Origin of the sequence: Flavobacterium hydrocarbonoxydans (genome assembly GCF_009789235.1) — a bacterium.
In the GTDB taxonomy this organism is placed as follows: Bacteria; Bacteroidota; Bacteroidia; order Flavobacteriales; family Flavobacteriaceae; genus Flavobacterium; species Flavobacterium hydrocarbonoxydans.
Window position 1 is genome coordinate 214,484 of record NZ_WSTB01000008.1, and the last position, 24,487, is coordinate 238,970.

The 24,487-nt window shown below is 35.3% G+C and carries 21 protein-coding genes; 9 read left to right on the forward strand and 12 right to left on the reverse strand.

Annotated features, from left to right (window positions below; all coding sequences use genetic code 11):
* Nucleotides 1–3: 3 nt before the first annotated feature.
* Nucleotides 4–1,647, forward strand: a complete 1,644-nt coding sequence (locus GON26_RS15190) for a pyruvate dehydrogenase complex dihydrolipoamide acetyltransferase (protein ID WP_160375628.1) — start codon at nucleotides 4–6, stop codon at nucleotides 1,645–1,647.
* Between the two features lie 74 nt (nucleotides 1,648–1,721).
* On the opposite strand, the gene gldA is transcribed toward GON26_RS15190, so the two are convergent.
* Nucleotides 1,722–2,618 carry a gliding motility-associated ABC transporter ATP-binding subunit GldA gene (gldA, locus tag GON26_RS15195; protein WP_160375629.1) on the reverse strand — a complete coding sequence of 299 codons (897 nt, stop codon included), beginning with the start codon at nucleotides 2,616–2,618 and terminating at the stop codon, nucleotides 1,722–1,724.
* A 142-nt stretch (nucleotides 2,619–2,760) separates the two neighbouring features.
* Here gldA and GON26_RS15200 point away from each other — a divergent pair, with 142 nt between their 5' ends.
* Complete coding sequence (locus GON26_RS15200; protein ID WP_202110883.1) at nucleotides 2,761–3,345, forward strand: outer membrane beta-barrel protein; 585 nt, start codon at nucleotides 2,761–2,763, stop codon at nucleotides 3,343–3,345.
* Between the two features lie 86 nt (nucleotides 3,346–3,431).
* Here the strand turns inward: GON26_RS15200 and GON26_RS15205 are convergent, their stop codons facing one another.
* On the reverse strand, nucleotides 3,432–4,298 hold the full coding sequence (locus GON26_RS15205; protein WP_160375630.1) for a DMT family transporter: 867 nt from the start codon (nucleotides 4,296–4,298) through the stop codon (nucleotides 3,432–3,434).
* A 102-nt stretch (nucleotides 4,299–4,400) separates the two neighbouring features.
* On the opposite strand from GON26_RS15205, the gene GON26_RS15210 reads away from it, so the two are divergent.
* Entirely contained in the window at nucleotides 4,401–4,778 is a 378-nt protein-coding gene (locus GON26_RS15210) for a heavy-metal-associated domain-containing protein (RefSeq protein ID WP_160375631.1), read from the forward strand.
* Between the two features lie 64 nt (nucleotides 4,779–4,842).
* Here the strand turns inward: GON26_RS15210 and gldD are convergent, their stop codons facing one another.
* From gldD to mutY, 4 genes are read right to left on the reverse strand one after another with little or no spacing between them, the layout of a single operon-like run.
* The gene (gene gldD / locus GON26_RS15215) at nucleotides 4,843–5,403 is read right to left on the reverse strand and encodes a gliding motility lipoprotein GldD (RefSeq protein ID WP_160375632.1); all 561 of its coding nucleotides are present in this window, start codon (nucleotides 5,401–5,403) and stop codon (nucleotides 4,843–4,845) included.
* A 38-nt stretch (nucleotides 5,404–5,441) separates the two neighbouring features.
* Nucleotides 5,442–6,734, reverse strand: coding sequence for a gliding motility-associated protein GldE (locus tag GON26_RS15220; RefSeq protein ID WP_160375633.1), 1,293 nt, complete (start codon nucleotides 6,732–6,734; stop codon nucleotides 5,442–5,444).
* A 23-nt stretch (nucleotides 6,735–6,757) separates the two neighbouring features.
* Complete coding sequence (locus tag GON26_RS15225; RefSeq protein ID WP_160375634.1) at nucleotides 6,758–7,198, reverse strand: single-stranded DNA-binding protein; 441 nt, start codon at nucleotides 7,196–7,198, stop codon at nucleotides 6,758–6,760.
* A 14-nt stretch (nucleotides 7,199–7,212) separates the two neighbouring features.
* On the reverse strand, nucleotides 7,213–8,280 hold the full coding sequence (gene mutY / locus GON26_RS15230) for an A/G-specific adenine glycosylase (RefSeq protein WP_160375635.1): 1,068 nt from the start codon (nucleotides 8,278–8,280) through the stop codon (nucleotides 7,213–7,215).
* A gap of 140 nt (nucleotides 8,281–8,420) precedes the next feature.
* On the opposite strand from mutY, the gene GON26_RS15235 reads away from it, so the two are divergent.
* Nucleotides 8,421–8,711: an HU family DNA-binding protein gene (locus GON26_RS15235; RefSeq protein ID WP_007805026.1), complete on the forward strand. Its 291-nt coding sequence runs from the start codon at nucleotides 8,421–8,423 to the stop codon at nucleotides 8,709–8,711.
* Nucleotides 8,712–9,132: 421 nt separating this feature from the next.
* Complete coding sequence (locus GON26_RS15240) at nucleotides 9,133–10,677, forward strand: Rne/Rng family ribonuclease (protein ID WP_160375636.1); 1,545 nt, start codon at nucleotides 9,133–9,135, stop codon at nucleotides 10,675–10,677.
* A gap of 268 nt (nucleotides 10,678–10,945) precedes the next feature.
* Here GON26_RS15240 and GON26_RS15245 read toward each other — a convergent pair whose 3' ends face one another.
* The 3 genes from GON26_RS15245 to GON26_RS15255 form a co-directional block, all read right to left on the reverse strand.
* Nucleotides 10,946–11,704: an SIMPL domain-containing protein gene (locus GON26_RS15245; RefSeq protein WP_160375637.1), complete on the reverse strand. Its 759-nt coding sequence runs from the start codon at nucleotides 11,702–11,704 to the stop codon at nucleotides 10,946–10,948.
* Between the two features lie 69 nt (nucleotides 11,705–11,773).
* The gene (locus GON26_RS15250; protein ID WP_160375638.1) at nucleotides 11,774–12,217 is read right to left on the reverse strand and encodes a nucleoside deaminase; all 444 of its coding nucleotides are present in this window, start codon (nucleotides 12,215–12,217) and stop codon (nucleotides 11,774–11,776) included.
* Between the two features lie 179 nt (nucleotides 12,218–12,396).
* Complete coding sequence (locus tag GON26_RS15255; protein ID WP_160375639.1) at nucleotides 12,397–13,416, reverse strand: PDDEXK nuclease domain-containing protein; 1,020 nt, start codon at nucleotides 13,414–13,416, stop codon at nucleotides 12,397–12,399.
* 656 nt (nucleotides 13,417–14,072) lie between these two features.
* On the opposite strand from GON26_RS15255, the gene GON26_RS15260 reads away from it, so the two are divergent.
* The 3 genes from GON26_RS15260 to GON26_RS15270 are packed head-to-tail and all read left to right on the forward strand — an operon-like array spanning nucleotide 14,073 to nucleotide 17,808.
* Nucleotides 14,073–14,939 (forward strand): hypothetical protein, encoded by an 867-nt coding sequence (locus GON26_RS15260; protein WP_160375640.1) that lies wholly within the window; start codon nucleotides 14,073–14,075, stop codon nucleotides 14,937–14,939.
* Nucleotides 14,940–14,986: 47 nt separating this feature from the next.
* On the forward strand, nucleotides 14,987–16,768 hold the full coding sequence (locus GON26_RS15265; RefSeq protein WP_160375641.1) for a 1-deoxy-D-xylulose-5-phosphate synthase: 1,782 nt from the start codon (nucleotides 14,987–14,989) through the stop codon (nucleotides 16,766–16,768).
* 41 nt (nucleotides 16,769–16,809) lie between these two features.
* Nucleotides 16,810–17,808 carry a DUF3078 domain-containing protein gene (locus GON26_RS15270; protein WP_160375642.1) on the forward strand — a complete coding sequence of 333 codons (999 nt, stop codon included), beginning with the start codon at nucleotides 16,810–16,812 and terminating at the stop codon, nucleotides 17,806–17,808.
* Here GON26_RS15270 and GON26_RS15275 read toward each other — a convergent pair whose 3' ends face one another.
* Nucleotides 17,809–19,155, reverse strand: a complete 1,347-nt coding sequence (locus tag GON26_RS15275; RefSeq protein ID WP_160375643.1) for a deoxyguanosinetriphosphate triphosphohydrolase — start codon at nucleotides 19,153–19,155, stop codon at nucleotides 17,809–17,811.
* 254 nt (nucleotides 19,156–19,409) lie between these two features.
* On the reverse strand, nucleotides 19,410–19,871 hold the full coding sequence (locus GON26_RS15280) for an Lrp/AsnC family transcriptional regulator (RefSeq protein ID WP_160375644.1): 462 nt from the start codon (nucleotides 19,869–19,871) through the stop codon (nucleotides 19,410–19,412).
* A 157-nt stretch (nucleotides 19,872–20,028) separates the two neighbouring features.
* Here GON26_RS15280 and metE point away from each other — a divergent pair, with 157 nt between their 5' ends.
* Nucleotides 20,029–22,353 carry a 5-methyltetrahydropteroyltriglutamate--homocysteine S-methyltransferase gene (metE, locus tag GON26_RS15285; RefSeq protein WP_160375645.1) on the forward strand — a complete coding sequence of 775 codons (2,325 nt, stop codon included), beginning with the start codon at nucleotides 20,029–20,031 and terminating at the stop codon, nucleotides 22,351–22,353.
* An 85-nt stretch (nucleotides 22,354–22,438) separates the two neighbouring features.
* Here metE and GON26_RS15290 read toward each other — a convergent pair whose 3' ends face one another.
* Nucleotides 22,439–24,487, reverse strand: coding sequence for an insulinase family protein (locus GON26_RS15290; RefSeq protein WP_230407945.1), 2,049 nt, complete (start codon nucleotides 24,485–24,487; stop codon nucleotides 22,439–22,441).

Sequence of the window (24,487 nt, forward strand, 5' to 3'; positions counted from 1 at the left end):
TCAATGGCAACAATTATTACAATGCCTCGTTTGAGCGATACAATGACGGAAGGAACGGTAGCGTCTTGGCTTAAAAAAGTTGGCGACAAAATTAGCGAAGGAGATATCTTAGCTGAAATTGAAACAGATAAAGCAACAATGGAATTTGAGTCTTTCAACGAAGGAACTCTTTTACATATCGGAATACCTGCCGGAGAAACTGCTCCAGTAGATTCATTATTAGCGATCATCGGAAACGAAGGAGAAGATATTTCTGCTCTTTTAGCTGGTGGTGCTGCCCCTGCTGCAGAAGCTCCAAAAGCAGATGCCGCTCCTGCTGCAGAAACAAAAACTGAAACTGCTGCTCCTGCAAAAGCTGCAACTGAATTACCTAAAGGTGTTATTGTTGTTACAATGCCACGTTTGAGTGATACCATGACAGAAGGAACTGTAGCTTCATGGCTGAAAAAAGTGGGGGACACTGTTGCCGAAGGAGACATCCTTGCTGAAATTGAAACAGACAAAGCCACTATGGAGTTTGAGTCTTTCAATGCCGGAACATTATTACACATCGGTATTCAGGAAGGAAATACTGCTCCTGTTGACAGCTTATTAGCTATCATCGGGCCAGCTGGAACTGATATTTCCGGAATTGCCGAAAATTATACTGCCGGAGGTGCTGCACCTGCAAGCACTCCTGCAAAAGAAGAAACGAAAGCCGCTCCTGCAGCACAAGCAACTGAAGCAACCGCTGAAGTTTCTAGTAACGGAGGAAGAATTTTAGCTTCGCCGCTAGCAAAGAAAATTGCTTCTGATAAAGGAATCCAATTAACACAAGTTAAAGGTTCAGGAGAAAACGGACGTATCGTAAAAAGCGATATCGAAAACTTTACTCCATCTGCAAAACCTGCTGCCACAGCATCATCTGATGCAAAACCACAGGAAACTGCAGCTGCTGCACCAAAAGTATTTGTTCCAGCCGGAGAAGTTTTCACAGAAGAGATTAAAAACTCTCAAATGCGTAAAATTATCGCAAAACGTTTGGCCGAATCATTGTTTACAGCTCCTCATTATAACTTAACTATAGAAGTTTCTATGGATGAAGCTATGAAATCAAGAGCAACTATCAATACGGTACCGGATACAAAAGTATCTTTTAACGATATGGTAATTAAAGCTTGTGCTTTAGCATTGAAAAAACATCCAAAAATCAACTCTCAGTGGAAAGATGATGCTATCACAATCAACCACCACGTAAATATTGGTGTTGCTGTAGCTGTTGAAGACGGATTAGTAGTTCCTGTATTGAAATTTACAGACGCTATGAGTTTATCTCAAATTGGATCTGCAGTTAGAGATTTGGCTGGAAGAGCTAAAAACAAAAAATTAGGACCACAAGAAATGGAAGGAAGCACTTTTACAGTTTCTAACCTTGGAATGTTTGGTATTGAATCTTTCAATTCAATTATCAACCAACCTAACTCAGCTATCCTTTCTGTAGGTGCTATTATCGAGAAACCAGTAGTTAAAAACGGTCAGATTGTAGTAGGAAACACAATGGTATTATCATTGGCGTGTGACCACAGAACAATTGACGGAGCAACTGGAGCTCAGTTTTTACAGACTTTAAAACAATTTATCGAAAGCCCGGTTACTATGCTGGCATAATCGATTTATTATATATAAAGAAGGCCGTTAGTGTAAAAAACTAACGGCCTTTTTTATTCCTAAAAGAAAACCTCTTATTTTGTAATTTCCCTGAAAACAGCTTCTAAATCTTTATTCTTTTGATTTAATTGTAATGTTTTTAAACCATTTGCATTGGCGAAATCAAAAATAGATGGTCGCATATCTTTATCCGCGACAAAAGTAAGTTCCCAGGTCATATCATGGATATTTTTATACGCAGTAAGGTTTTCTAATTTTGCGATTAACTGCTCTTCAACCTGATAATCAAACTCTACTTCGATAACCTGCTCTGCTCCTTCTGATATTAATTTTTCTAATTTTTTATCGGCTACAATTTTTCCTTTATCAATAATAATAACACGATCACAAATTGCTTCTACTTCCTGCATAATGTGAGTTGACAGAAAAACCGTTTTATCTTTACCCACATTTTTAATCACATTACGAATTTCCAGTAACTGATTCGGATCTAATCCTGTAGTTGGCTCATCAAGTATCAAAACATCAGGATTGTGCAATAAGGCATTGGCTAAGCCAACACGCTGACGATATCCTTTAGACAATTGCCCTATTTTTTTATGACTTTCTGATGACAGCCCTGTCAGTTGTATGACTTCTTCAATTCTTGATTTAGCCACCTTATAAACATCGGCATTAAAAGCCAAATACTCACGCACATACAAATCCAGATACAACGGATTATGCTCCGGCAAATAACCAATCGACAGCTGAACTGCCTTACTATCCGTCATGACATCGTGACCGCTGACAAATGCAGTACCACTATCTGACAACAAATAAGTGGTTAAAATTTTCATCAAAGTCGATTTTCCAGCACCGTTTGGACCTAGAAAACCTACAATTTCACCTTTCTCAATTGAAAAAGAAACGGCGTCTAATGCTTTTTGGTTTCCGTAACTTTTTGATATGCTGTTTACTTCTATCGACATAACTTTTTATTTGATGCAAAAGTAAACAGAAATAGTTTTGATTGCTAAATTTTACCTCTTAAAGAATCTATTTAAAAACTCAAATAAGTAAGAATTACGGCATCGTTGTTGTTAAAGGAGTATTAAATTTAAAATATTACAAATGAAAAAAATGTTAGTTATTCTTGCATTGGCTATGGTTAGCTTTGCAAATGCACAAAAAGGTTCAGTCTTAGTTATGGGAAGTATTAATTACAGTTCACAAACCTATTCTTTTGCTGGTGGTGACTCTGAACAAAATGTTTTTACTTTTTCTCCAAAAGTAGGATATCAATTTCACCAAAACTGGACTGCTGGTATCGAAGCTTCTGTTGGTACCATTAAACAAGAAAACTTTGATTTTGACGAACAAAAAACAAATACTTCTTCATTCGGAGGTTTCGTGCGTTATACACAACCTTTAAATCAAACCTTTTCGTTTTATACTGATTTAGGTTTAGGATTTCAAAATCTAAAAAGGACTGCTTACAACAATAATAATATGGTTGGAAGAGAAAAAGCTGACGGAATTTACGTAGGTGTAACTCCAGCTATTTATATCAATGTTAATAAAGGTTTTGGTTTAAACTTTAACATTGGTGGTTTAGGCTACAACACTTTAAGTTATAATAATGGCGGAGGTGATGTAAAATCATTTGACCTATCTTTTGGACAGGCATTCTCTGTAGGAATTTCAAAAAATTTCTAATCCGGAATATTGTTTCAATTTCAGAAAAGCACTCCAATTGGGGTGCTTTTTGTTTTTAGAAGAATTAATTTCAATTCAAAATAATTTTATTTCCTAGCCGATAAATACACCCCAACCAGAACTATCAAAGCTCCTAAAAATTGTATCTGAGTCAACATTTCATTGTCTAATAATCCCCAGAAAAAAGCAACTATCGGAATTAAATAGGTAACTGAAGTTGCAAAAACAGGCGACGACATCTGGATCAGTTTAAAAAACAAAACATTTGCAATTCCAGTTCCTAAAACCCCTAAAATCATTACAAACAAAATAGAATGCTGAGCGGTTTCCAGATGAATTCTTTGAGGAAAATCGGTCGTACTTAAAATGATTAAAGCCGGCAAAAGCAAAACAGCAAAGTTTCCCGTAGTAATACTCAACGAACTTAAATCGGATAAATATCTTTTGATTAAATTTACATTAACCGCATAGCAAATCGTCGCAATTACCACCAAAATTGTAAAGTAATAATTTTGATTCGGATGATTGACTGCGCCATTAAAAACCAATAGTAAACAACCAATTAACCCAATAGTAACGCCTAAAAACTGGCGTTTCTGCGATTGAATTCCGAAAAATAAAGCACCCAAAATTAAAGTATTTAATGGTGTAAGTGCATTTAAAATAGCCACAATCGAACTATCTACTTCGGTTTCTGCAATGGCAAAAAAATAGGCCGGAATAAACGTTCCAAACAGCGATGTCAAAGCAATAAACTTCCATTTATGAAGCGGAATCTTTTTTAAACTATTAAAACCAATAATTAAAAGAAAAATAGCCGCAAAAATGATTCGGAACGAACCTACCTGAACCGCAGACAACCCCACCAAACCTCTTTTGATCAAAATAAAAGAACTTCCCCAGATAAGCGAAAGTACCAAAAGGTAAACCCACTTTAATTGTTTTGCATCCATAAATACTATTTTGATGCAAATTTGTAATAAATTTATGAACTGACCTCCTGTTTTTTATTAATTTTGTAATCAACAACAATAACCCTTAAAAATTTACATATAATGAAATTTACAAAAATCATTGCTTCATTAGCCATTGCAGCCTTAGTGTTCGCAAGTTGCAAAAAAAACACTACTGAAACACTAACAGAAGCTACCACTGAAACAAGCATACCAAAAGAAAAGAAAGCTATTGCTGCCGAAAATGTTCAAACGGCAAGCTTCACCATCGACGGAATGACTTGTCCTGAAGGATGTGCCAAAACTATCGAACAAGAATTATCTAATTTGAATGGTGTAGAGAAAGCAGCAGTTGATTTTGAGAAAAAAACAGCAACGGTTACTTTTGACAAAACGGTTCAAAATCCGGAAAGTTTGACCAAAGTAGTTCAGGAAACTGGGGACGGAAAAACTTACAAAGTTTCGGATATGAAATCGTAATCGAATAGTTTAGTTTACAAAAAAAGCGGATAATCAGTTGATTATCCGCTTTTTTTGCTTCATATTATTTCCATTTCAGGGTTTCCATGAGTCGCTGCATATCGTTTTTGATATAACTTGCAGCCGGCATAACCGAATCAAAATTTGGTTTTGCATAAAAATAAACCGAACCCGTTATGAAGTGTCTTGTACTATCAGTCACATAAAACTGCGAATTGGTAGCAGCATTTCCGTTTACCTGATAAAACATTCCGTAAACCTTTTTTTGAGGGTTTAAATACGGTTGTTCTAAGATATCATCCGCTTTTATTACATGCTCGTAGGTTAGTTTTTGAGCATCTCTCAGCAAATTTTCTATATTATTATTTACCGGTTTGTAAGTCAGATAAATAGTCGCTTTCATTTTTGGATATGTAATCGCAAAACCACAATCTTTTTCTCCTTTTATAACAGCAGCTTCATTTATCTGAAAAGCAAAAGGACAATTGTTCTCAAAATTGACATATTTTGCCTCTGGATAATCCAAACGCAAAAAACCCGAAGGCTTAGGCAACACTTCATCTTTACAGCTAACAACTGTTAAAACCAGCAAGACAGCTGCGATCGAAAATATTTTATTTAACATTCTTAATTTAATTAATTCCTCTACTTTTCAGAAAAGGTTTATTCTATCGTTACTTTTATTTGTTTCACACGCTTTTTATCGACTGTTTCTATGGTGAAAACACAATTTTCGAAAGCTATTTTTTGATCTTTTTTAGGGAAATTACCCAGAATTTCAAGGATAAATCCCGCTAATGTTTCGGCTTCTCCTTTATGAGATTCAAAAATATCTTCTTTAACATCAACGATTCTGTAAAAATCTTTCATGTTTATTTTTCCTTCAAAAAGAAAATTCTTGTCGTCAATCTGCGAATAATTCAAATTTTCATCATCAAATTCATCACTAATATCCCCTACTATTTCTTCGATAACATCTTCAAGAGAAACCAAACCCGATGTTCCTCCGTATTCATCTACCACAATCGCCAAATGGCTTTTAAGCCCCTGGAAATCCTTCAGTAAGTTATCTAATTTTTTATTCTCGGGTACAAAAAATGCTTCTCTAATGAGTGTTGTCCAGTCAAATTCTTCTTTATCAATATGAGGCAACAAATCTTTTACGAATAAAACACCTTCAATCTGATCGATATTATCCCGATAAACCGGTATCCTTGAAAATCCTTTTTCTATGATTTTAGGGTAAATTTCAGCAAATGTTTCTGTAATTTCAAGTGCAAAAATATCAATTCTAGGACTCATAACCTGCTTGGTATCGGTATTTCCAAAAGAAACAATCCCTTCTAATATTTTTTGCTCTTCGGATGATGTTCCTTCCGAATCCGTAAGTTCAAGAGCCTGAGACAGCTGATCAATTGAAAAACTGTTTTTTTGGCGGCCTAATTTTTTTTGAAGATAAATAGTAAACGAACGCATAGGCAGACTCACAGGAGATAATAATTTATCTAAAAAAGCAATTGGATATATGACTCTTTTGGCAAATTTCTTATTGTTTCGGCTAGCATACACTTTAGGCAAAATTTCTCCAAATAACAAAATCAAGAACGTAACCAAAATTACTTCGAGAATAAACTTTAAAACTGGTGAATCAATTTTTATAAAAAGATCATTCCCTATAAAAGAGAACAAAATTACAACGCCAATATTAGTGAAATTATTAGCAACCAGAAGTGTTGCCAGTAGTTTTTTAGGTTTTTCCAGTAACCTGGAAATAATTTTTCCTTTTGAATTATTTTCCTGCAATGTATCCTCAATGTCTTTTTGCGATAAAGAGAAAAGAGCTACTTCTGCTCCTGATACAATTGCTGACAAGAACAATAAAATAAATATTCCGACAAAGCCAATTATCAAATTGGTGTCTAAAGTTGTAAAAAGTAAACTGGGCTCTGGGTCCAAATTAAAAAAGATTAGTTAAACAATCAAAAAGGCAAATCATTGATAGGCAAGCCTTCATTAGCTGCATCAAAGTTAACGTTTTTTGGCGATTCAGGAGTATGATTTTGCTTGTGGTGTTCCGTTTCTTTTTTGGTTGTCAAAAAAGTAAACTCTGTCACCTGAATTTCGGTCGTATATTTAGTAGTTCCGTCTTCTGCCTGCCATTGACGTGATTTTATACGCCCTTCTACATATATTTTATCTCCTTTAGATAAATATTTTTCGCAAATTTCAGCTGCTTTATTACGCACAACAAGATTATGCCATTCTGTAGAGCTTATTTTTTCGTTGGTCGTTTTATTAATGTAGATTTCGTTTGTAGCCAATTGAAAACGACCAATACAGTTTCCTCCTTCAAAATAGTGCATTTTTACGTCATCGCCTAAATGCCCAATTAGCATCACTTTGTTTAATGTTCCGTTCATATTAACTGTGGTATTTATCTCAAAGATACATTTTTTTGGGAATTAATTTCTTCCTTTTCTATAAAATTATACAACACAATCGGAAACGGAAAAACCTTTAAATCAGTAAGATTGACTCCGTTCTGCAATTTTTCTTTAATTTTTATTTTCCAAAACTGAATGTGTAAATGCTGATGTGAAAGCTTATGAACAATTGTGGACTCCCTACAATCTTCCATACTTATAATAGTATAAAGCGATAAAATATCTTTTTGAACAGCATTAGACACAAAATCAAAACCAGCAATTTCTGCGGTTTCCAAAAGTGGAAATTCGTATAAATTATGCCAGATTCCTTTTGCCGTTCTTTTCTGAATTAAAGTATCCCCAAAAACGTCTTCTATTATTAAGTAATTAAAAAACCGATTCGTAACTTTTAGTTTTTTGGATTTAAAAGGCAAAAGATTGACTTTCTTTTTCTGCAATGCCGCACAACTACTATTAAAAACACAAACAGCACAATCCGGATTTTTAGGCACACATTGCAGCGCACCAAACTCCATTATAGCCTGATTAAAGATGGCAGGATTGTCTTTTGGCATTAATTCATTTGCTAAAGCCGTAAATTCTTTTTTAGTTGCCGGCAAAGCAATATCCGATTCGATATCAAAATAACGCGAAAGCACTCTAAATACATTTCCATCCACAACCGGAACAGCTTCATTATAGGAGAAAGAAGCGATTGCAGCAGCGGTATATTCGCCAACTCCTTTTAATTTTAATAACTCCTTATAACTAAGAGGAAAGACTCCATTAAGCTCATTGGCGACGAATTGAGCCGTTTTATGCAAATTTCGGGCACGAGAATAATATCCTAATCCCTGCCAAAGTTTCAAAACTTGCTCTTCATCAGCGTTTGCCAAATCAAAGACAGTAGGAAATTCCTTTGTAAAAGCGAAAAAATAAGGCATTCCCTGAGCAACCCGAGTCTGTTGCAACATAATTTCTGAGAGCCAAATATGGTAAGAATTGGTCGTATTTCGCCACGGCAAATCACGTTTGTTTTGTAAATACCAATTTATCAGTAGGTTATGAAAATTCATTGCAAAATACTTAGAATACAAAAGTAAATGTTTATGTAATTAAAATTTAACGATTTAGCTTGATTAATTATTTTTTTAATTCCTATATTTGCAAACTCAAAAAAATAGTACACCATTTATAAAATAAAATAGGAAAGAAAATGACGAAAGCAGATATCGTAGCGAAAATTTCAGAGAAACTAGGTCTTGAAAAAGGAGATGTTCAAGCAACAGTAGAAACTTTTATGGAAGAAGTTAAAACTTCATTAGAAACTGGAGACAATGTTTACCTAAGAGGTTTTGGTAGTTTCATCGTAAAGACAAGAGCTGAAAAAACAGGAAGAAACATTTCAAAAAACACAACTATTAAAATTCCTGCACACAACATTCCTGCGTTTAAACCTGCAAAAGTTTTTGTAGAAGGAGTAAAAACGAATAACGAAGCAAAATAATACTATTAATTAATCATAAAATCGACACGATATGCCAAGTGGTAAAAAAAGAAAGAGACATAAGGTAGCTACTCACAAAAGAAAAAAAAGAGCGAGAGCTAACCGTCACAAGAAGAAAAAGTAGTTTTAAACTACTTTTTTCTTTTTAAACGTTCATTGAAATTTGGGAAATTTCAAAAATTCCAAAAAATAAAAGCCGAAATCCAAAAAATAAAAAATCAATATTGGTTTAAATTGGAATTTGGAATTTAAAAATTGAGATTTAACTTTTCCCTCCCGGGTTCAATACCTGTTAAAAAATATTGTTTAATCCATCTGTAGATAAGATTTTAGATCTTAGATTTTAGATTGTAGATTTTTTTAAGTCTATATTCTTTTCTCTATATTCTATTTTCTGAAAAAACAGATAAAAATTTACAGTGTGAATAAAGAATTAATCATTAGATCTAGTTCTGAAGCCGTAGATTTTGCCTTATTAAAAGATGGAAAACTAATTGAATTACACAAAGAAGAAGAGAAAAGCAACTTTCAGGTTGGTGATATTTTTATTGCCAAAATCAGGAAACCCGTTGCTGGACTTAATGCTGCTTTTGTAAATGTAGGCTTCGAAAAAGATGCTTTTTTACATTATCACGATTTAGGACCTAACTTAGCTTCTCAGCTGAAATTCATAAAACTTGTAAGCGCAGGTAAATTAAAAGATTTCTCCCTAAAAACCTTTCAGTTTGAAAAAGAGATTGACAAAGATGGCATCATTACTGATATTTTAAGTGCCAATCAATCTGTTTTAGTACAAGTTGTAAAAGAACCTATATCGACCAAAGGTCCAAGAATAAGCGCTGAGCTTTCATTGGCCGGAAGATTTATTGTTCTCGTTCCGTTTTCTGACCGTGTTTCTACTTCTCAAAAAATAGAAGACAAAAAAGAAAAGGACCGTCTAAAAAAACTTGTATTATCTATCAAACCAAAAGGATTTGGTGTTATTGTTCGCACAGTAGCCGAAGGCAAAAATACAGCCGAATTAGAAAAAGATTTGCAGAACCTGCTTGGCAGATGGACTGCAATGTGTAAAAAATTACCAACTGCTCAGCATCCGTCCAAAGTATTAGGAGAACTCAACAGAGCTTCTTCGATATTAAGAGACGTATTCAACGATACCTTTAGCGGTATCCAGATAGATGACGAAGAGTTGTACCATCAAACGAAGGAATATCTGCAGGAAATTGCACCTTCAAAACAATCAATTGTGAAGTTTTATCAATCAAACGACACTCCAATTTTTGAGAAATACAATATAGAGAGACAAATCAAAACTTCTTTCGGAAGAACGGTTTCGATGAGCAAAGGCGCTTATCTTATTATCGAACATACTGAAGCTCTTCACGTTATAGACGTAAACAGCGGAAATCGTTCGAATAAGGCGACTAATCAGGAAGACACCGCCATGGAAGTAAATATGATTGCCGCTGCTGAAATTGCCAGACAACTACGTTTGCGTGATATGGGCGGGATAATCGTAGTAGATTTTATCGATATGTCTAATCCTGAAAACAGGAAGGTTTTGTTCGACTTCTTGCGAGAAGAAATGAGCGACGATAAAGCAAAGCATAAAATCTTACCACCTAGTAAATTTGGCCTGGTTCAAATTACCAGACAACGCGTAAGACCAGAAGTTAATATCAAAACAAGAGAAGAAGATCCAAACAATGAACATGGCGAAATTGAAGCGCCAATTTTAATCATTGATAAAATCGCATCTGATCTTGACAGAATTCTAAAAACCCACAAGAAAGTAGTACTTAATGTACATCCGTTTGTGGCTGCATACCTCAGTAAAGGTTTTCCATCATTACGTTCAAAATGGTTTTTTGAACATAAGAAATGGGTGAAAATCATACCTCGTGACGCTTACACGTACTTAGAATACCATTTCTATGATAAAAAAGGAAATGTTATTTCAGAATAAAACAAAAACCGCCTCTCGTCCCGATAACTATCGGGAGATTGGCGGTTTTTTTATGCGTTTTTTTTCGCCATGACACGAGCGATAGCGAACTGGCGAAGCAATTCACGAATTATTATAAATTTAAATTCGTGAATTCGTGGCGGAAAATTTTTCAGGAGCAATTTCCAGCTATCCGTTTCAATCTTTTGTTTTTTAAAGAAAAAAACAAAAGGATTTCCACTACTATCTGGGCTAGGGCAGTCATTTTCACAAGAAGCTTTTCAAACAATTAATCCAATTCATATTCCAGACGAACCGTGATTCTAGCCGTTTTATTTTTACTGTAAGTATCATTTATTCCGCCATAACTATCCTCTTCCGTAGAACCCTGACCCGTTATTTGAAAAACACCCATACTTGCATTTTTCAATTTTCCTAAACTTCCATCGGCAGTTTTTACAATTTTAGAAGCTCTTTCGTTAGCATCTTTAGTTGCGTTTTCAATCAAACTTTGCTTTAAACTCGGTAAATTTGAGTATGTATATTGAATAGAATTTGAAGCTAATTCAATTCCTGAATTAACAAGTTCCGAAGTTTTGCTAGAAACTTCCTCAATACGTTTCATTAAATTTGGGTTCTTTTTTGCCGAAAACGAAATGGTTTGTGTAGCCTGATAACCATCAAAAACTTGCTCATATTTAGTTTGAAAACTGTTTTCGGTACTTTCGCTTCGTATTTCTCTAAACTTTTTCTGAAAATTTACAGCTCCAAAAGTAAACTCATTCGCCTTAAAGCCTTTCGCAATAAAAAAATCTCTAACAATTTTCTGATCCGAAACAATCTTATTATACGCCGCTTTTATATCTGTACTATTAGTTGTAAAACTCCCAGACCAAAGAATTTCATCCGAAACAAAATCTTTTGTACCTAAACCAATTACCGAAATAGAATCGAGATTTGAGTTTCTGTTCTGGAATGATTTTCCCAAAATCCAAGCGGTGATAATAATGGCAACACCAATTATTATTGAAGATTTAATTTTATCCATAAATGCAATTTGATTAAGCTACCTAGTATTATTCTGAGACTTAAAATTACACTTTTTATTGTTAGAAAACTATTTTCTTCTCTCAACAAAAAAACGCTTCATCAATTCGGCAGCTTCGTTAGCCATAATTCCGGAAACAACCGTTGTTTTAGGATGCAGTTTGGTTCCCATCGCCATAAAGCCACGCTGTTCATCGCGGGCACCAAAAACAATTTTCGAAATCTGACTCCAGTATAAAGCACCCGCACACATCTGGCAAGGTTCCAGAGTGACATATAAGGTACAATCTTTCAGGTATTTCCCGCCCAGGAAATTTGCTGCTGCGGTTATCGCCTGCATTTCGGCATGTGCCGTAACATCATTGAGCAATTCGGTAAGATTATGGCTTCTGGCAATCACTTTATCGGCCACGACAATAACGGCTCCTACAGGAATTTCGCCTTTATCAAAAGCCATTTCAGCTTCCTGCAAAGCTTTTTTCATGAAGTATTCGTCGGTGAAAGGATTTATCATAACTGCAAAAATACATTTTTGAAATAATTTTTACTGAATTAAAAATGAACTATTACTATCATTAAGGATTTTTTCTTTCCCAATTGTATCTAATGCTATTTTTAATTATCTCTTGTTATTCGTATTCCTAATAAATACGATAAGTTGTAGTTTTTGGAACCAAATATTATTTTTCAATTTTACAACAGTTTTTTTCTTTCTATTCTTTCTTTTGCTTCTGCCACCAATAAATGTATTTTTTCTTCAAACTGCTTTTTAGGAGGCAAATCAGTCCAATATTCGGCAACCATTATTCCGTCTTTGTGCATTTCAAGAAGTTCTATTTGTTCGCGGCTACTTTCAGCACAAAGTATCAACCCTATTGGTGGATTTTCTCCCTCTTGTTTTTCATATTTATCCAGCCATTTGAGATACAACTCCATTTGTCCTTTGTACTTGGCCTGGAATTTACCTAACTTTAACTCAATGGCTACTAACCTTTTTAGTTTTCGATGGTAGAAAAGTAAATCTAAATTAAAATCTTCTTCATCAATAATCATTCGTTTCTGGCGCTCTACAAAGGTAAATCCTTTGCCTAGTTCGAGAATAAATTTTTCTAATTCGTATAAAATTGCTTGTTCTAAATCCTTTTCTAAATAAGCATTTCCTAAATTAAGAAAATCTAATAAATAAGGATCCTTGAAAGTGTTTGGTAAGCTGTTTTCTATTTGAACTGTTTGGGTGTTTGCTATGGCTGTACGTTCAAAAGTTTTGGTTGCAATTTGTTTTCTTAAATCTCTAACACTCATTAAATGACTACTTACTTGGTGTGCATAGAATAACTTTGCCTCTGGATTCTTGATTGGCAATATCGTTAAAAAATGAGACCAGCTCAATTGTCGTGACAGTGTAACGACAATTTCTTTATCTGAAAACTGATCAGCAAATTGCATCATTCTCCGAAGGTTTTTTTCTTCAAAGTTTCTCCCATACTTGTTTTCCAATTGTGTCGATAGTGTCAACACAATTTGTTTTGAATATTCAGCACGTTTGTTCTGTAATACATCCTGATTAATACGATTACCAACTTGCCAGAATAAAATAGTAAGCGCACTATTAGCTTGAAGTACTACTTGTTTTTTACTTTCTTCAATGAGATGCGATAATTCAATGAATAAATCATTTTCCCAAATAGATAAATTCTTAGTGTTTTCGGCCATATAAATACTAAATCAACAGTTGTATTAAAAAATAATTTTTACTAAATATCTACTACAATATCCAAAACAATTCAAAACCAGTTAAAAACATATAAATCAATTTAAGTAAAAATATATAACGATTACAATATACAAAAACGAATAGAAAGAAAAATATAGAAAAAGCCATACCGGATTCAAAATAGCCCTTTTCCATTTATAATTTTAATCCAATTAAACCTGATTAATGATCGAATAGACGATGTGTAGAATATCCTTCTTTTTGAGTTTACACAAACTAATGACTACTCCTCATCTTTAACAAAAACGTAAAATTTCACATCCGGAACGTGAAATTTCACGTCGGCGACGTGAAACTTTACATCAGCGATGTGAAATTTTACGTCCGGGACCTAAACGTTCACGTCCGGAACGTGAAATTTCACGTCGGCGACGTGAAACTTTACATCAGCGATGTGAAATTTTACGTCCGGGACCTAAACGTTCACGTCCAGAACGTGAAATTTCACGTCAGCGACGTGAAACTTTACGTCATTGATGTGAAATTTCACATCAAAGACGTGAAACTTGGCGTTCAGGTTCTTTATTTATGATTGTATCAAAGAATTAAATTTTAATGAGAAGATTTTATTACATTTAAAACTGAAATTTCAACAATGAAAAGAAACTACAAAATAACAATCCCCGAACCCTGTACTGAAAACTGGGACAAAATGACGCCCAACGAAAGCGGGCGTTTTTGTATGAGTTGTGCCAAAACCGTTATTGACTTCACAGAGATGTTACCCGATGAAGTAAAGCATTTTTTTGTTCAGAATCAAAACACCAAAATCTGCGGGAGATTCAAAAATTCTCAATTAGAAACGATAACCATTCAGATTCCGAGCCGCATTTTATATACGCAAACGCATTATAATAGAATGTTTTTGTTAGCCCTTTTTATTGCTATGGGAACCACTCTGTTCAGTTGTCAGGACCAAAACGGAAACAAACAAAAGATAGATAAAGTTGAAGTTGTGAATGAGCCGCAACAAGAAATTGTTGTAGGTAAAACATTAAAGGGTTCAGATCACATTCCACCTCCTCCTCCTCCAAAAGTTGATGCTATTAAATTTATAAAGCCAAAAGAAAAAATCAACACAAAAAAAGCTTCTTATTCGGAGACAGTGGTAAAATGCGAAGAATCCAAAGAAAAAAAACTTGTTGAAGATGAAATCTACAACGGCTATACCTCAATTGAAGCAGCACCAGTTTTCCCGGGAGGCATCGAACAATTCTATACTTTTTTTGCTAACGAATTTAAAAAACCTGAAAACAGTAATACAACTAATCTCAAAATTAAAATCACTTTTGCAGTAGAAAGGGATGGTTCTTTGAGTTATATTAACTCTATTACACCTATTGACCAAACATTAGAAACAGAAATTATTAGAGTTTTAAAATTATCGCCTAAATGGCAGCCTGGAGAATCGAATGGCAAAAAAATCAAAATGCAATATTCTATGCCAATTACATTAGAATAAGATCTCGGTAATAAATTTAAAACCGTAAATTTGCTTTTTACTCTACAATGAAAAGCAATTTACTCTCAAATATATTCAATCCAGCAGATTTACGCGAACTCAATGAAGCGCAACTCCCTCAGGTTGCTCAGGAACTGCGACAGTTTATTATTGATATTGTTTCGGTAAAAGAAGGGCATTTGGGTGCTAGTCTGGGAGTTATAGAACTTACCATTGCTCTGCATTATGTTTTTAATACTCCCGAAGATTTATTGGTTTGGGATGTGGGTCATCAGGCTTACGGACATAAAATCCTGACCGAAAGAAGAGAAAATTTTCATACCAACAGACAAATTGGAGGGATTTCCGGATTTCCAAAAAGAAGCGAAAGTATTTATGATACTTTTGGTGTAGGACATTCTTCTACTTCAATTTCGGCCGCACTCGGGATGGCGATTGCATCTAAACTAAAAGGCGAAACCAGTAAACAACATATAGCAGTTATTGGCGATGCCTCAATTGCATCGGGAATGGCTTTTGAAGGTCTGAACCACGCCGGTGTAACGGATGCTAATATTTTGGTAATTCTAAACGACAACGCCATTGGTATTGACCCGAGTGTTGGTGCTTTGAAAAAATATTTAACAGCAGTAAAAAACGGAAAAAACCCGAAGCAGAATAATATCATCAAATCATTGAATTTTGATTATTCGGGACCGATTGACGGGCATGATATTCCAACATTAATCAAAGAATTAAATCGCTTAAAAAAGATAAAAGGCCCTAAATTCCTTCACATTGTAACCACTAAAGGAAAAGGTCTACAACAAGCTGAAGAAAATCAGGTAGTGTATCATGCTCCCGGAAAATTCGACGCTTCGACAGGTGAAATTCATTTGAAATCGGATGAAAATTTACCGCCAAAATACCAGGATGTATTTGGTTTAACTATTTTGGATTTAGCCAAAAAGAACGAAAAAATCATCGGAATCACACCGGCAATGCCATCAGGAAGTTCCTTAAAATTTATGATGGACGAAATTCCGGAACGTGCTTTTGATGTGGGAATTGCAGAACAGCACGCCGTAACGCTTGCTGCCGGAATGGCAACTCAGGGAATGCTGGTATATTGCAATATTTATTCGACATTTTTGCAGCGTGCTTACGATCAGGTGGTTCATGATGTGGCTTTGCAAAACTTACCGGTTATTTTTTGTCTGGATCGTGCAGGTTTAGTCGGGGAAGACGGCGCTACTCATCACGGTGTTTTTGATATTGCCTATTTACGTGCTATCCCGAATATGATTATCTATGCGCCCCTCAACGAAATTGCACTGCAAAACATTTTATATACGGCTCAATTAGGCCTTGATCACCCAATTGCCATTCGATATCCGCGTGGCCGTGGTGTTTTACCTAACTGGCTGGCAGAGCATTTCGGAAATTATGAAACTGTTAAAATTGGCCAGTCAAAATGTTTGAAAAAAGGAACCCAGACTGCTGTTTTATCAACAGGAACCATAGGAAAAAATGTGACACAGGCTATTGCAGAACTGGCAAATCGTGATGCTGTTGGCCATTATGATTTTCCATTCATAAAACCTTTGGACACCCATACTTTAAAGGAGATTTTTTCAGATTACAAACACATCATTACCATTGAAGATGGCGTAATAAATGGTGGTTTTGGAAGCGCTGTTTTAGAGTTTGCTGCCGTTAATAATTTTACAAACAAAGTGACCATACTAGGTGTTCCCGACACTTTTATCGAGCACGGAACTGTTGCGCAACTGCAACAATTGTGCAAAATTGACGTTAAATCTTTGGTAAATCTTTTTTCAAACCACTGAAAAGATTTATTTTGCAAAACCAAAATATTAAAGTCAGACTAATGAAATTATTGCGCTCTACCCTTTTATTATTACTCCTTTTATGTACAACAAGTAATTTTGCCCAAATTATACAAACTACATTAAATCCTAATCAATTGCCACCGATGCCTTCAAACTGGTCGAAAAAAAATCAATTAGGGTTTGATATTTCTGAGATTGCTTTTTTAAATTGGAGTGCGGGGGGAAACAGCTCCATTTCAGGACTTTTTAAAGGAGAGTTTGCCAGAACTTACGCAAAAGGAAATCATAAATGGGCCAACGAGCTTATCGTTAAGTACGGTTTAAATAAACAAGACGGTATAGAGCTTAGAAAAACAGACGATGCTGTATTGCTGAACTCGACGTATGGTTTTAGAAAAGATACCACTTCAAACTGGTATTATTCAGCCAAATATAATTTCAACACCCAGTTTACGAACGGATACAATTATCCTAATAAAGACATTGCTATATCAAGACCTTTTGCACCAGCTTATATCTTTCTGGGAGCAGGAGCTGAAAATTCTAATAAGAAAAAAAACAGAACGTTTTACTTCTCTCCTATCACACTCAAAACAACTTTAGTACTGGATCAGACTTTAGCCAATCAGGGAGCGTTTGGTGTTAAAAAAGCCGTTTATGCACCAGATCCTAATGATCCTGCCAATACCATATTAGTAGAGGATGGAGAAAAAGTAAAAGCAGAGTTTGGTATTTTAATTACCGGTTACAGCAAAAGCGAAATTTTTAAAAATATCTTTTTTGAAAACCGTCTGAGTTTATATACCGATTATTTAAACAAATTTGGCAATGTCGATGTCGATTATGACACCCGTCTGGATTTAGTGGTCAATGCGTATGTAAAAGCCAATATTGGCGTACATCTTGTTTATGACGACGATATTAAAACCAAGAAAGATGTCGTTGATGCTGCCGGAGCCACCACTCAGGTTAATGACGGCCCAAGACTACAGCTGAAACAGGTACTTGGAGTTGGTGTTGTATATGCTTTTCAGTAATTAACTCTTTTTTCTACCGTTAATTGTTTCGAACAATTCTAATGCGTTTCCGTCTGTTAAGAGCGAAACGTAATGACAAATATGCAATAAACGCTCGTATAGATTGGTTTTGTCTAAATGATGTTTTTCCGGCAGCATTTTCAAAATCAATTTGTCGTAATTAGACGCTTTTCCTTCATATTTATTGTTGAAAGCTGTAATAAATTTATCCAATAAGGTTTGAATAATTTCATAACCCACAATTTCTTTCTCAATCACTTCTCGGCTTTGGTAGATTTTTTTCACGCTCAGATTGATGATATCGTCCATTTGGGCTTTGTACTTGCTTTTGTCTGTTAAGGCAAAAGGGAAATTTCCGGCCATAATTGCTTCTTCATTTTCGATAAAAACACTGACGGCATCATTGATTAAAGTTCCAATGGCCAGAGCACGTAAATAACTGATTCGGTCTTCCTTGGTCGTTAAAGTTTTGTATTTCGAAACACCAATATTGTCTTTAACCAATTTGATTAAATATTCTAAAGCATAATCTTCAGAAACTAAACCCAGATTGATACCGTCTTCAAAATCGATAATCGTATAGCAGATATCATCAGCAGCTTCTACTAAATAGGCTAGCGGATGACGCTCAAAACCAATATCATCACCAGATTTGTTGGCAATCATACCCATATCTTTGGCAACTTCTTCAAAAAATAATTTATCGGTCTGGAAAAAACCATATTTTTTATCGGCGATATTCTGCGTTGGTTTTTTAGGCAAACTTTCTTTAGGATATTTCATGAAAGCCCCCAAAGTGGCGTAAGAAATTCGAAGCCCGCCTTCGATACCAGGACGGCTAGCGGTTAACACCGAAAATCCATTGGCATTTCCCTCAAAATCTATTAAATCCTGCCATTGCTTATCGGTCAGCTGATTTCGGAATTGTTGTCCTTTTCCTATCGAAAAATATTCTCCAATGGCTTTTTCACCAGAATGCCCAAAAGGAGGATTCCCGATGTCATGTGCCAATGAAGCCGCAGCGACAATCGCACCAAAATCATTCATGTGATACCCATGAACTTCTTTTAAATACGGATATTTTTCGATGATTTTTTTCCCAACCAAACGACCAAGAGAACGTCCCACTACCGAAACTTCTAAACTGTGCGTCAATCTCGTATGCACAAAATCGGTTTTCGAAAGCGGAATTACCTGTGTTTTGTCCTGCAAACTTCTAAAAGCCGCCGAAAAAATAATTCGGTCATAATCTACCTCAAAACCTAATCTCGTTTCATCTTGTTCAATACGTAATCTTTTACTTGTGTCGCCTTGGCGTTTAAGTGATAGAAGTTGTTCCCAGTTCATTTTGATATTTTAGATTGTAGTCCCGATAGCTATCGGGAGTTGAATTTAGATTTTTGATTTAGAAGCATCAAAAATACATTTTATTTTAGGATAAAAATGTTACAGATTAATTTGATTTAAGTTTTATTCGCCACGAATTCACGAATTATTTTAAATGCAATAATTGTAAAAATTCGTGAATTCGTGGCGAAAATTTAAACATTGAGCATATAAAAATCATTATAATCTGTGTAATCTGTGGCAAAATATTTTAATTAAAACTCTAATGCCGTGCTGTGTTTGATTTCGCCCATTACAAAAATACTATTCGTGTTCCCTATGTTTTCAATGGTGGATAATTTATTCATGACAAAATCCTGATAACTATCCATGTCCCGAACCAAAATTTTTAGCATAAAATCATAATCGCCAGCAATATTGTAGCATTCTATGATTTCGGGTAAGGCAACAATATCTTTTACAAAATTACTTCCCACATTTTTGGCGTGCTCTTTTAGTCGGACATTGCAAAAAACAGTCATACCGCGATTCATTTTTTTCTTATCTAAAAGCGCTACATATTTAGTAATATAACCATCCCGTTCCAGTCTTTTGATGCGCTCATAAACAGGCGTAACGGTCAGAAATAATTTACTTGCCAGGTCTTTTGTGTTGATATTCGAGTTCTCCTGAAGGTGTTTTAGAATCTCTAAATCGGTTTTATCTAAATTTTCCATAGTATTTTTTACTGCTGAAATTCGTTTTGAAAGCTTTTGTCAGTACAAAAAACTTTTAAAAGGTTAATTTAAAAGTTAAATTACTTAAATATGGTTCAAATTTAAGTATTAAAATCTAATAAAATAAATTTGTTCAGTAAAAAATACTGAATAAAATATGAAAACAAACAACTTAGGCTTTCCAAGAATCGGAAGCAACAGAGAATTAAAAAAAGCATCTGAATTGTATTGGGCTGGGAAAATTTCAGCTGAAGAATTGATTCAGGCAGGAAAAGATATTCGACGTCATAATTGGCAACTGCAAGCTGAGGCAGGAATAGATTTGATTCCGTCTAATGACTTTTCTTTTTACGATCAGGTTCTTGATTTAACCTTGACTTTAGGAGCCATTCCGGAACGTTATAACGAATTTGCCAAAACCAATTCTTCTCTAGATTTGTATTTTGCAATGGCAAGAGGGGCTCAGAAAAACGGTCAGGATGTTGTTGCTATGGAAATGACGAAATGGTTTGATACCAATTATCATTACATCGTTCCTGAGTTTACGAAAGAACAAAAGTTTGCTTTGTTTTCAGAAAAAATAATTACCGAATTTAAAGAAGCTAATACTTTAGGAATTACTACAAAACCCGTTTTGATTGGGCCAATATCCTATTTGCTTTTAGGAAAAGAAAAAGAAGAAGGTTTTCACCGAATTGATCTTATCGACAAACTGCTTCCGGTTTATTTTGAAATTTTCGAAAAATTACAAGCCGAAAACGCTGACTATATTCAGTTAGACGAGCCGTTTTTGGCTTTGAACCTAAGCGACAAAGAGAGGAAAACTTTCACGGAAGTGTACAACAAAATCAACATCCGTTTTCCAAAAATTAAAATCATTCTTGCCAATTATTTTGATTGTTTCGGAGAGAATTTAGAAACGGCTTTGGCTTTGCCAGTTCATACTTTACACCTCGATTTGGTGCGTTGTCCTTCGCAATTGGATGATATTTTAGAATCAGCACAATTATCCTCTACTGTTAATCTTTCTTTAGGAGTTGTAGATGGAAGAAACATCTGGAAAAATGATTTCAGAAATTCATTGGCGCTAATCCAAAAAGCGACTGCTGCTTTGGGAGAAAACAGAATTTTAGTAGCACCTTCCTGTTCTTTAATTCACAGTCCGGTTGATTTGGATTTAGAGAGCAATGATGAAACACTGACGCCGGAAATCAAACAATGGCTGGCTTTTGCGAAACAAAAAATAAATGAAGTGGTTCTTTTGAAACAATTTGCATCCAGCGAAATTGACATCAAAACAGCTGCTGAATTTGAACAAAATACGATTGCCAATGACAACCGTAAAACATCAAAACTGATTCATAATAATGATGTAAAAAATCGTGTTTCAGGCATTACTTCTACTGATGACCAACGAAAAAGTGCTTTTGCAAACCGAAGAAAAAGTCAGATTGAAGCTTTGAATCTTCCTTTATTCCCCACCACAACCATTGGTTCTTTCCCGCAAACTGCAGAGGTAAGAAGCTGGAGAGCCAAATTCAAAAAAGGAGAATTATCAGTAGAAGAATATAATAATTTAATCGAAAAAGAAACCGAAGCGACGATTCGTTTCCAGGAAGAAACCGGTATTGATGTTCTGGTTCACGGCGAATTTGAGCGTAACGATATGGTGGAATATTTTGGCGAACAACTGGCCGGTTTTACGTTTACCAAAAATGGATGGGTACAAAGCTACGGCAGTCGTTGTGTAAAACCTCCGGTAATTTACGGTGATGTTTCCAGACCAACTCCGATGACTGTAAAATGGTCGAAATATGCTCAATCGCTTACTTCTAAATGGGTAAAAGGAATGTTAACAGGTCCAGTAACGATTCTGCAATGGTCATTTGTGCGTAATGATCAGCCCCGATCTGAAACCTGTACGCAAATTGCATTGGCCATTCGTGACGAAGTGGTTGATCTGGAAAAAGCAGGAATCAAAATCATTCAGATTGATGAACCGGCAATCCGTGAAGGTTTGCCGTTGCGAAAAGAAGAATGGGCAGCTTATCTGGATTGGGCTGTACGAGCTTTTAGGATTTCGGCTTCAGGTGTAAAAGATGATACGCAAATTCACACACACATGTGTTACAGCGAATTTAATGATATCATTCAGAATATCGCTGATATGGATGCCGATGTCATTACAATTGAATGCTCGCGTTCGCAAATGGAACTGTTAGATGCTTTCGCAGATTTTAATTATCCAAACGAAATTGGCCCTGGAGTTTATGACATACATTCGCCACGTGTTCCTTCAAGCGACGAAATGGTGAAATTATTAGAAAAAGCTTCAGCAGTAATTCCGGTTGACCAATTATGGGTAAATCCTGATTGTGGATTAAAAACACGTCATTGGGAGGAAACCAAAAAAGCATTGGTAGAAATGGTAGCTGCAGCTCAGGAAATGCGCCTTACTGTTGAGAATACAGTAGGACTATAATCTTTTTTAGTTTTAATTATTGCTTTTTTTTAAACAACAAAGGCTGTCAATTATGACAGCCTTTGTTTATTCTTAAAGATTCGTATTACTGAAAATCAGCATCCGAAACGCCTTCGTTTATTTTAATGTCAGACATTTTAATATCCAATTCAAAACCTACATTTTGTACAATATTAAAAGGAACTTTCACGCCTTTTACCTCTCTGTAATCATTGAAGTTTGTTGTTTGGGTTATCGGTTGTCCGCCTTGCTCACTTACTTTTGTTTCAGCAACTTTTAGCCCTGATTTTACATCATAGAAATAAGTTGTTTTACCCTCTTTAATAACATAAGCATCGCTGCCATTTATAGCTTCGATTCTATCCGCTTTCAAATCGGTTCTTTTGCTTAATTGCAATTCTTCAAAAGGAGTTGCGCTAGCTTTCATATCGGCAAGATCGTTACCTTCAAGATTTTTGCGTTGGCCCTGCTGCTCGATATAAGCGCCTTTTTCGTTCACGACTTGTTTCATCAAAGCCATACTTCCCATAGAAAGCGAAACCATCATTTTTCCTTTAGAATCTAATTTTGATGTAAAACTCAAAGGCGATGGTACCTGAGGAACATTTGTAGAACCTATCATCGAAAGTGTTTTAACAGCCGAAACAGCCTTTTCACCTCCAATTGCTTTGATATAATTATCAATTACACTTTTAGCGGTAACGCTGGCAGGAATGTCTTTTTTAGCAACTGGTTTTTCTATAGGATTACCGTATTTATCAAAATAGAAAATCGGAATTTGTGTTTTTTCTAAAGCAGAAATTACCTCAGAACCTTTTCCGGCGATTACGATTCGCATATTATCCAGCAGGAAATATTTATTGGCTACGCGATAGATATCATCTGCCGTAACATTGTTTATGGTCTGAATGTATTTTTCGTAAAAATCAGCTGGAAGTTTTTCGGTTTCAATATTCAGAGCAAAACGAGCTACGGTTTGTGGTTTTTCGACTTGCATGACAAACCTTCCTATATATCCGGCTTTTACATTTTTCAAAACTTCTTCCGAAACTTTCTCGGTTCTAATGCGTTTAATTTCTTTTACAAATTCTACAACAGCACTATCCGTCACGGCATTTCTAACGGCAGATGATGCTTTAAATTTGTTTACATATTTTCCACTTCCGATAGTAGAACTTGCACCATACGTCCAGGCGTGCTGCTCACGAAGATTCATATTTAAATAACTATTAAAATCTCCTCCTAAAATTTGGTTTGCAATTACAGCAGGAAAAAAATCAGGGTCACTCATTTTTAAATTTACTGTATTTACTAATGAAATTTCGGACTGAACCGCATTTGGAACATCTACAAAATCAATTTGAAGTTTTGAAACATTCACAGGATCCGGATACGTGCTTTTAGGAGTACTTTGTTTTTTCCAGCCACTAAAAAGTTTTTCTACAGCTGCTTTAGTTTCTTTAAATTTAATATCTCCAATGATGACTAAATAGGCATTTTCCGGGACAAAGTGACTTCTGTAATTCGCCTCAACATCAGCAAGGCTAACGTTTTTTAAAGTTTCTTCAGAAACAAATTCTCCAGAAGGATGATTTTTTCCAAAAGCCAGAACATCAACTACACGACCGGCAATGGCAGGAACACTTTTTTCATCAGCTTTCAGACCTTCAATGAGTTTGGCTTTTTCTTTATCAAATTCAGTTTGTGTAAAATTGGGCTGTAAAGCACCTTCGGCCAAAAGCTCTAAAACACGTCCGGAATATTTTGAAAGCGAGCTTCCATAAGCTCCGGAAGACGTAAAGTTGATACTAGCTCCGTAAAAATCAATTTCTTCGTTAAAAGCTTCTTTGGTTGTTTTTTGAGTACCATTTCCAATCAGGCTGCTGGTTAGTTCATCAACGCCTTTTTTGTTTCCTTCGGTAAAAGGAGGATTGTCTAAAGTAAGCGTAAAACTAACTCTTGGTAATTTATGATTTTCAACTACCAAAACTTTCATGCCGTTTGCCAAAACAAATGTTTGCGGTTTTTTGATATTGACTACGGGAGCATTTCCTGGTTTAGGTTGTGGACGGTCTTGTGCTTGCATAATTCCAGTTACGAATAAAAGGATTAAAATTGTATGTATTTTTTTCAT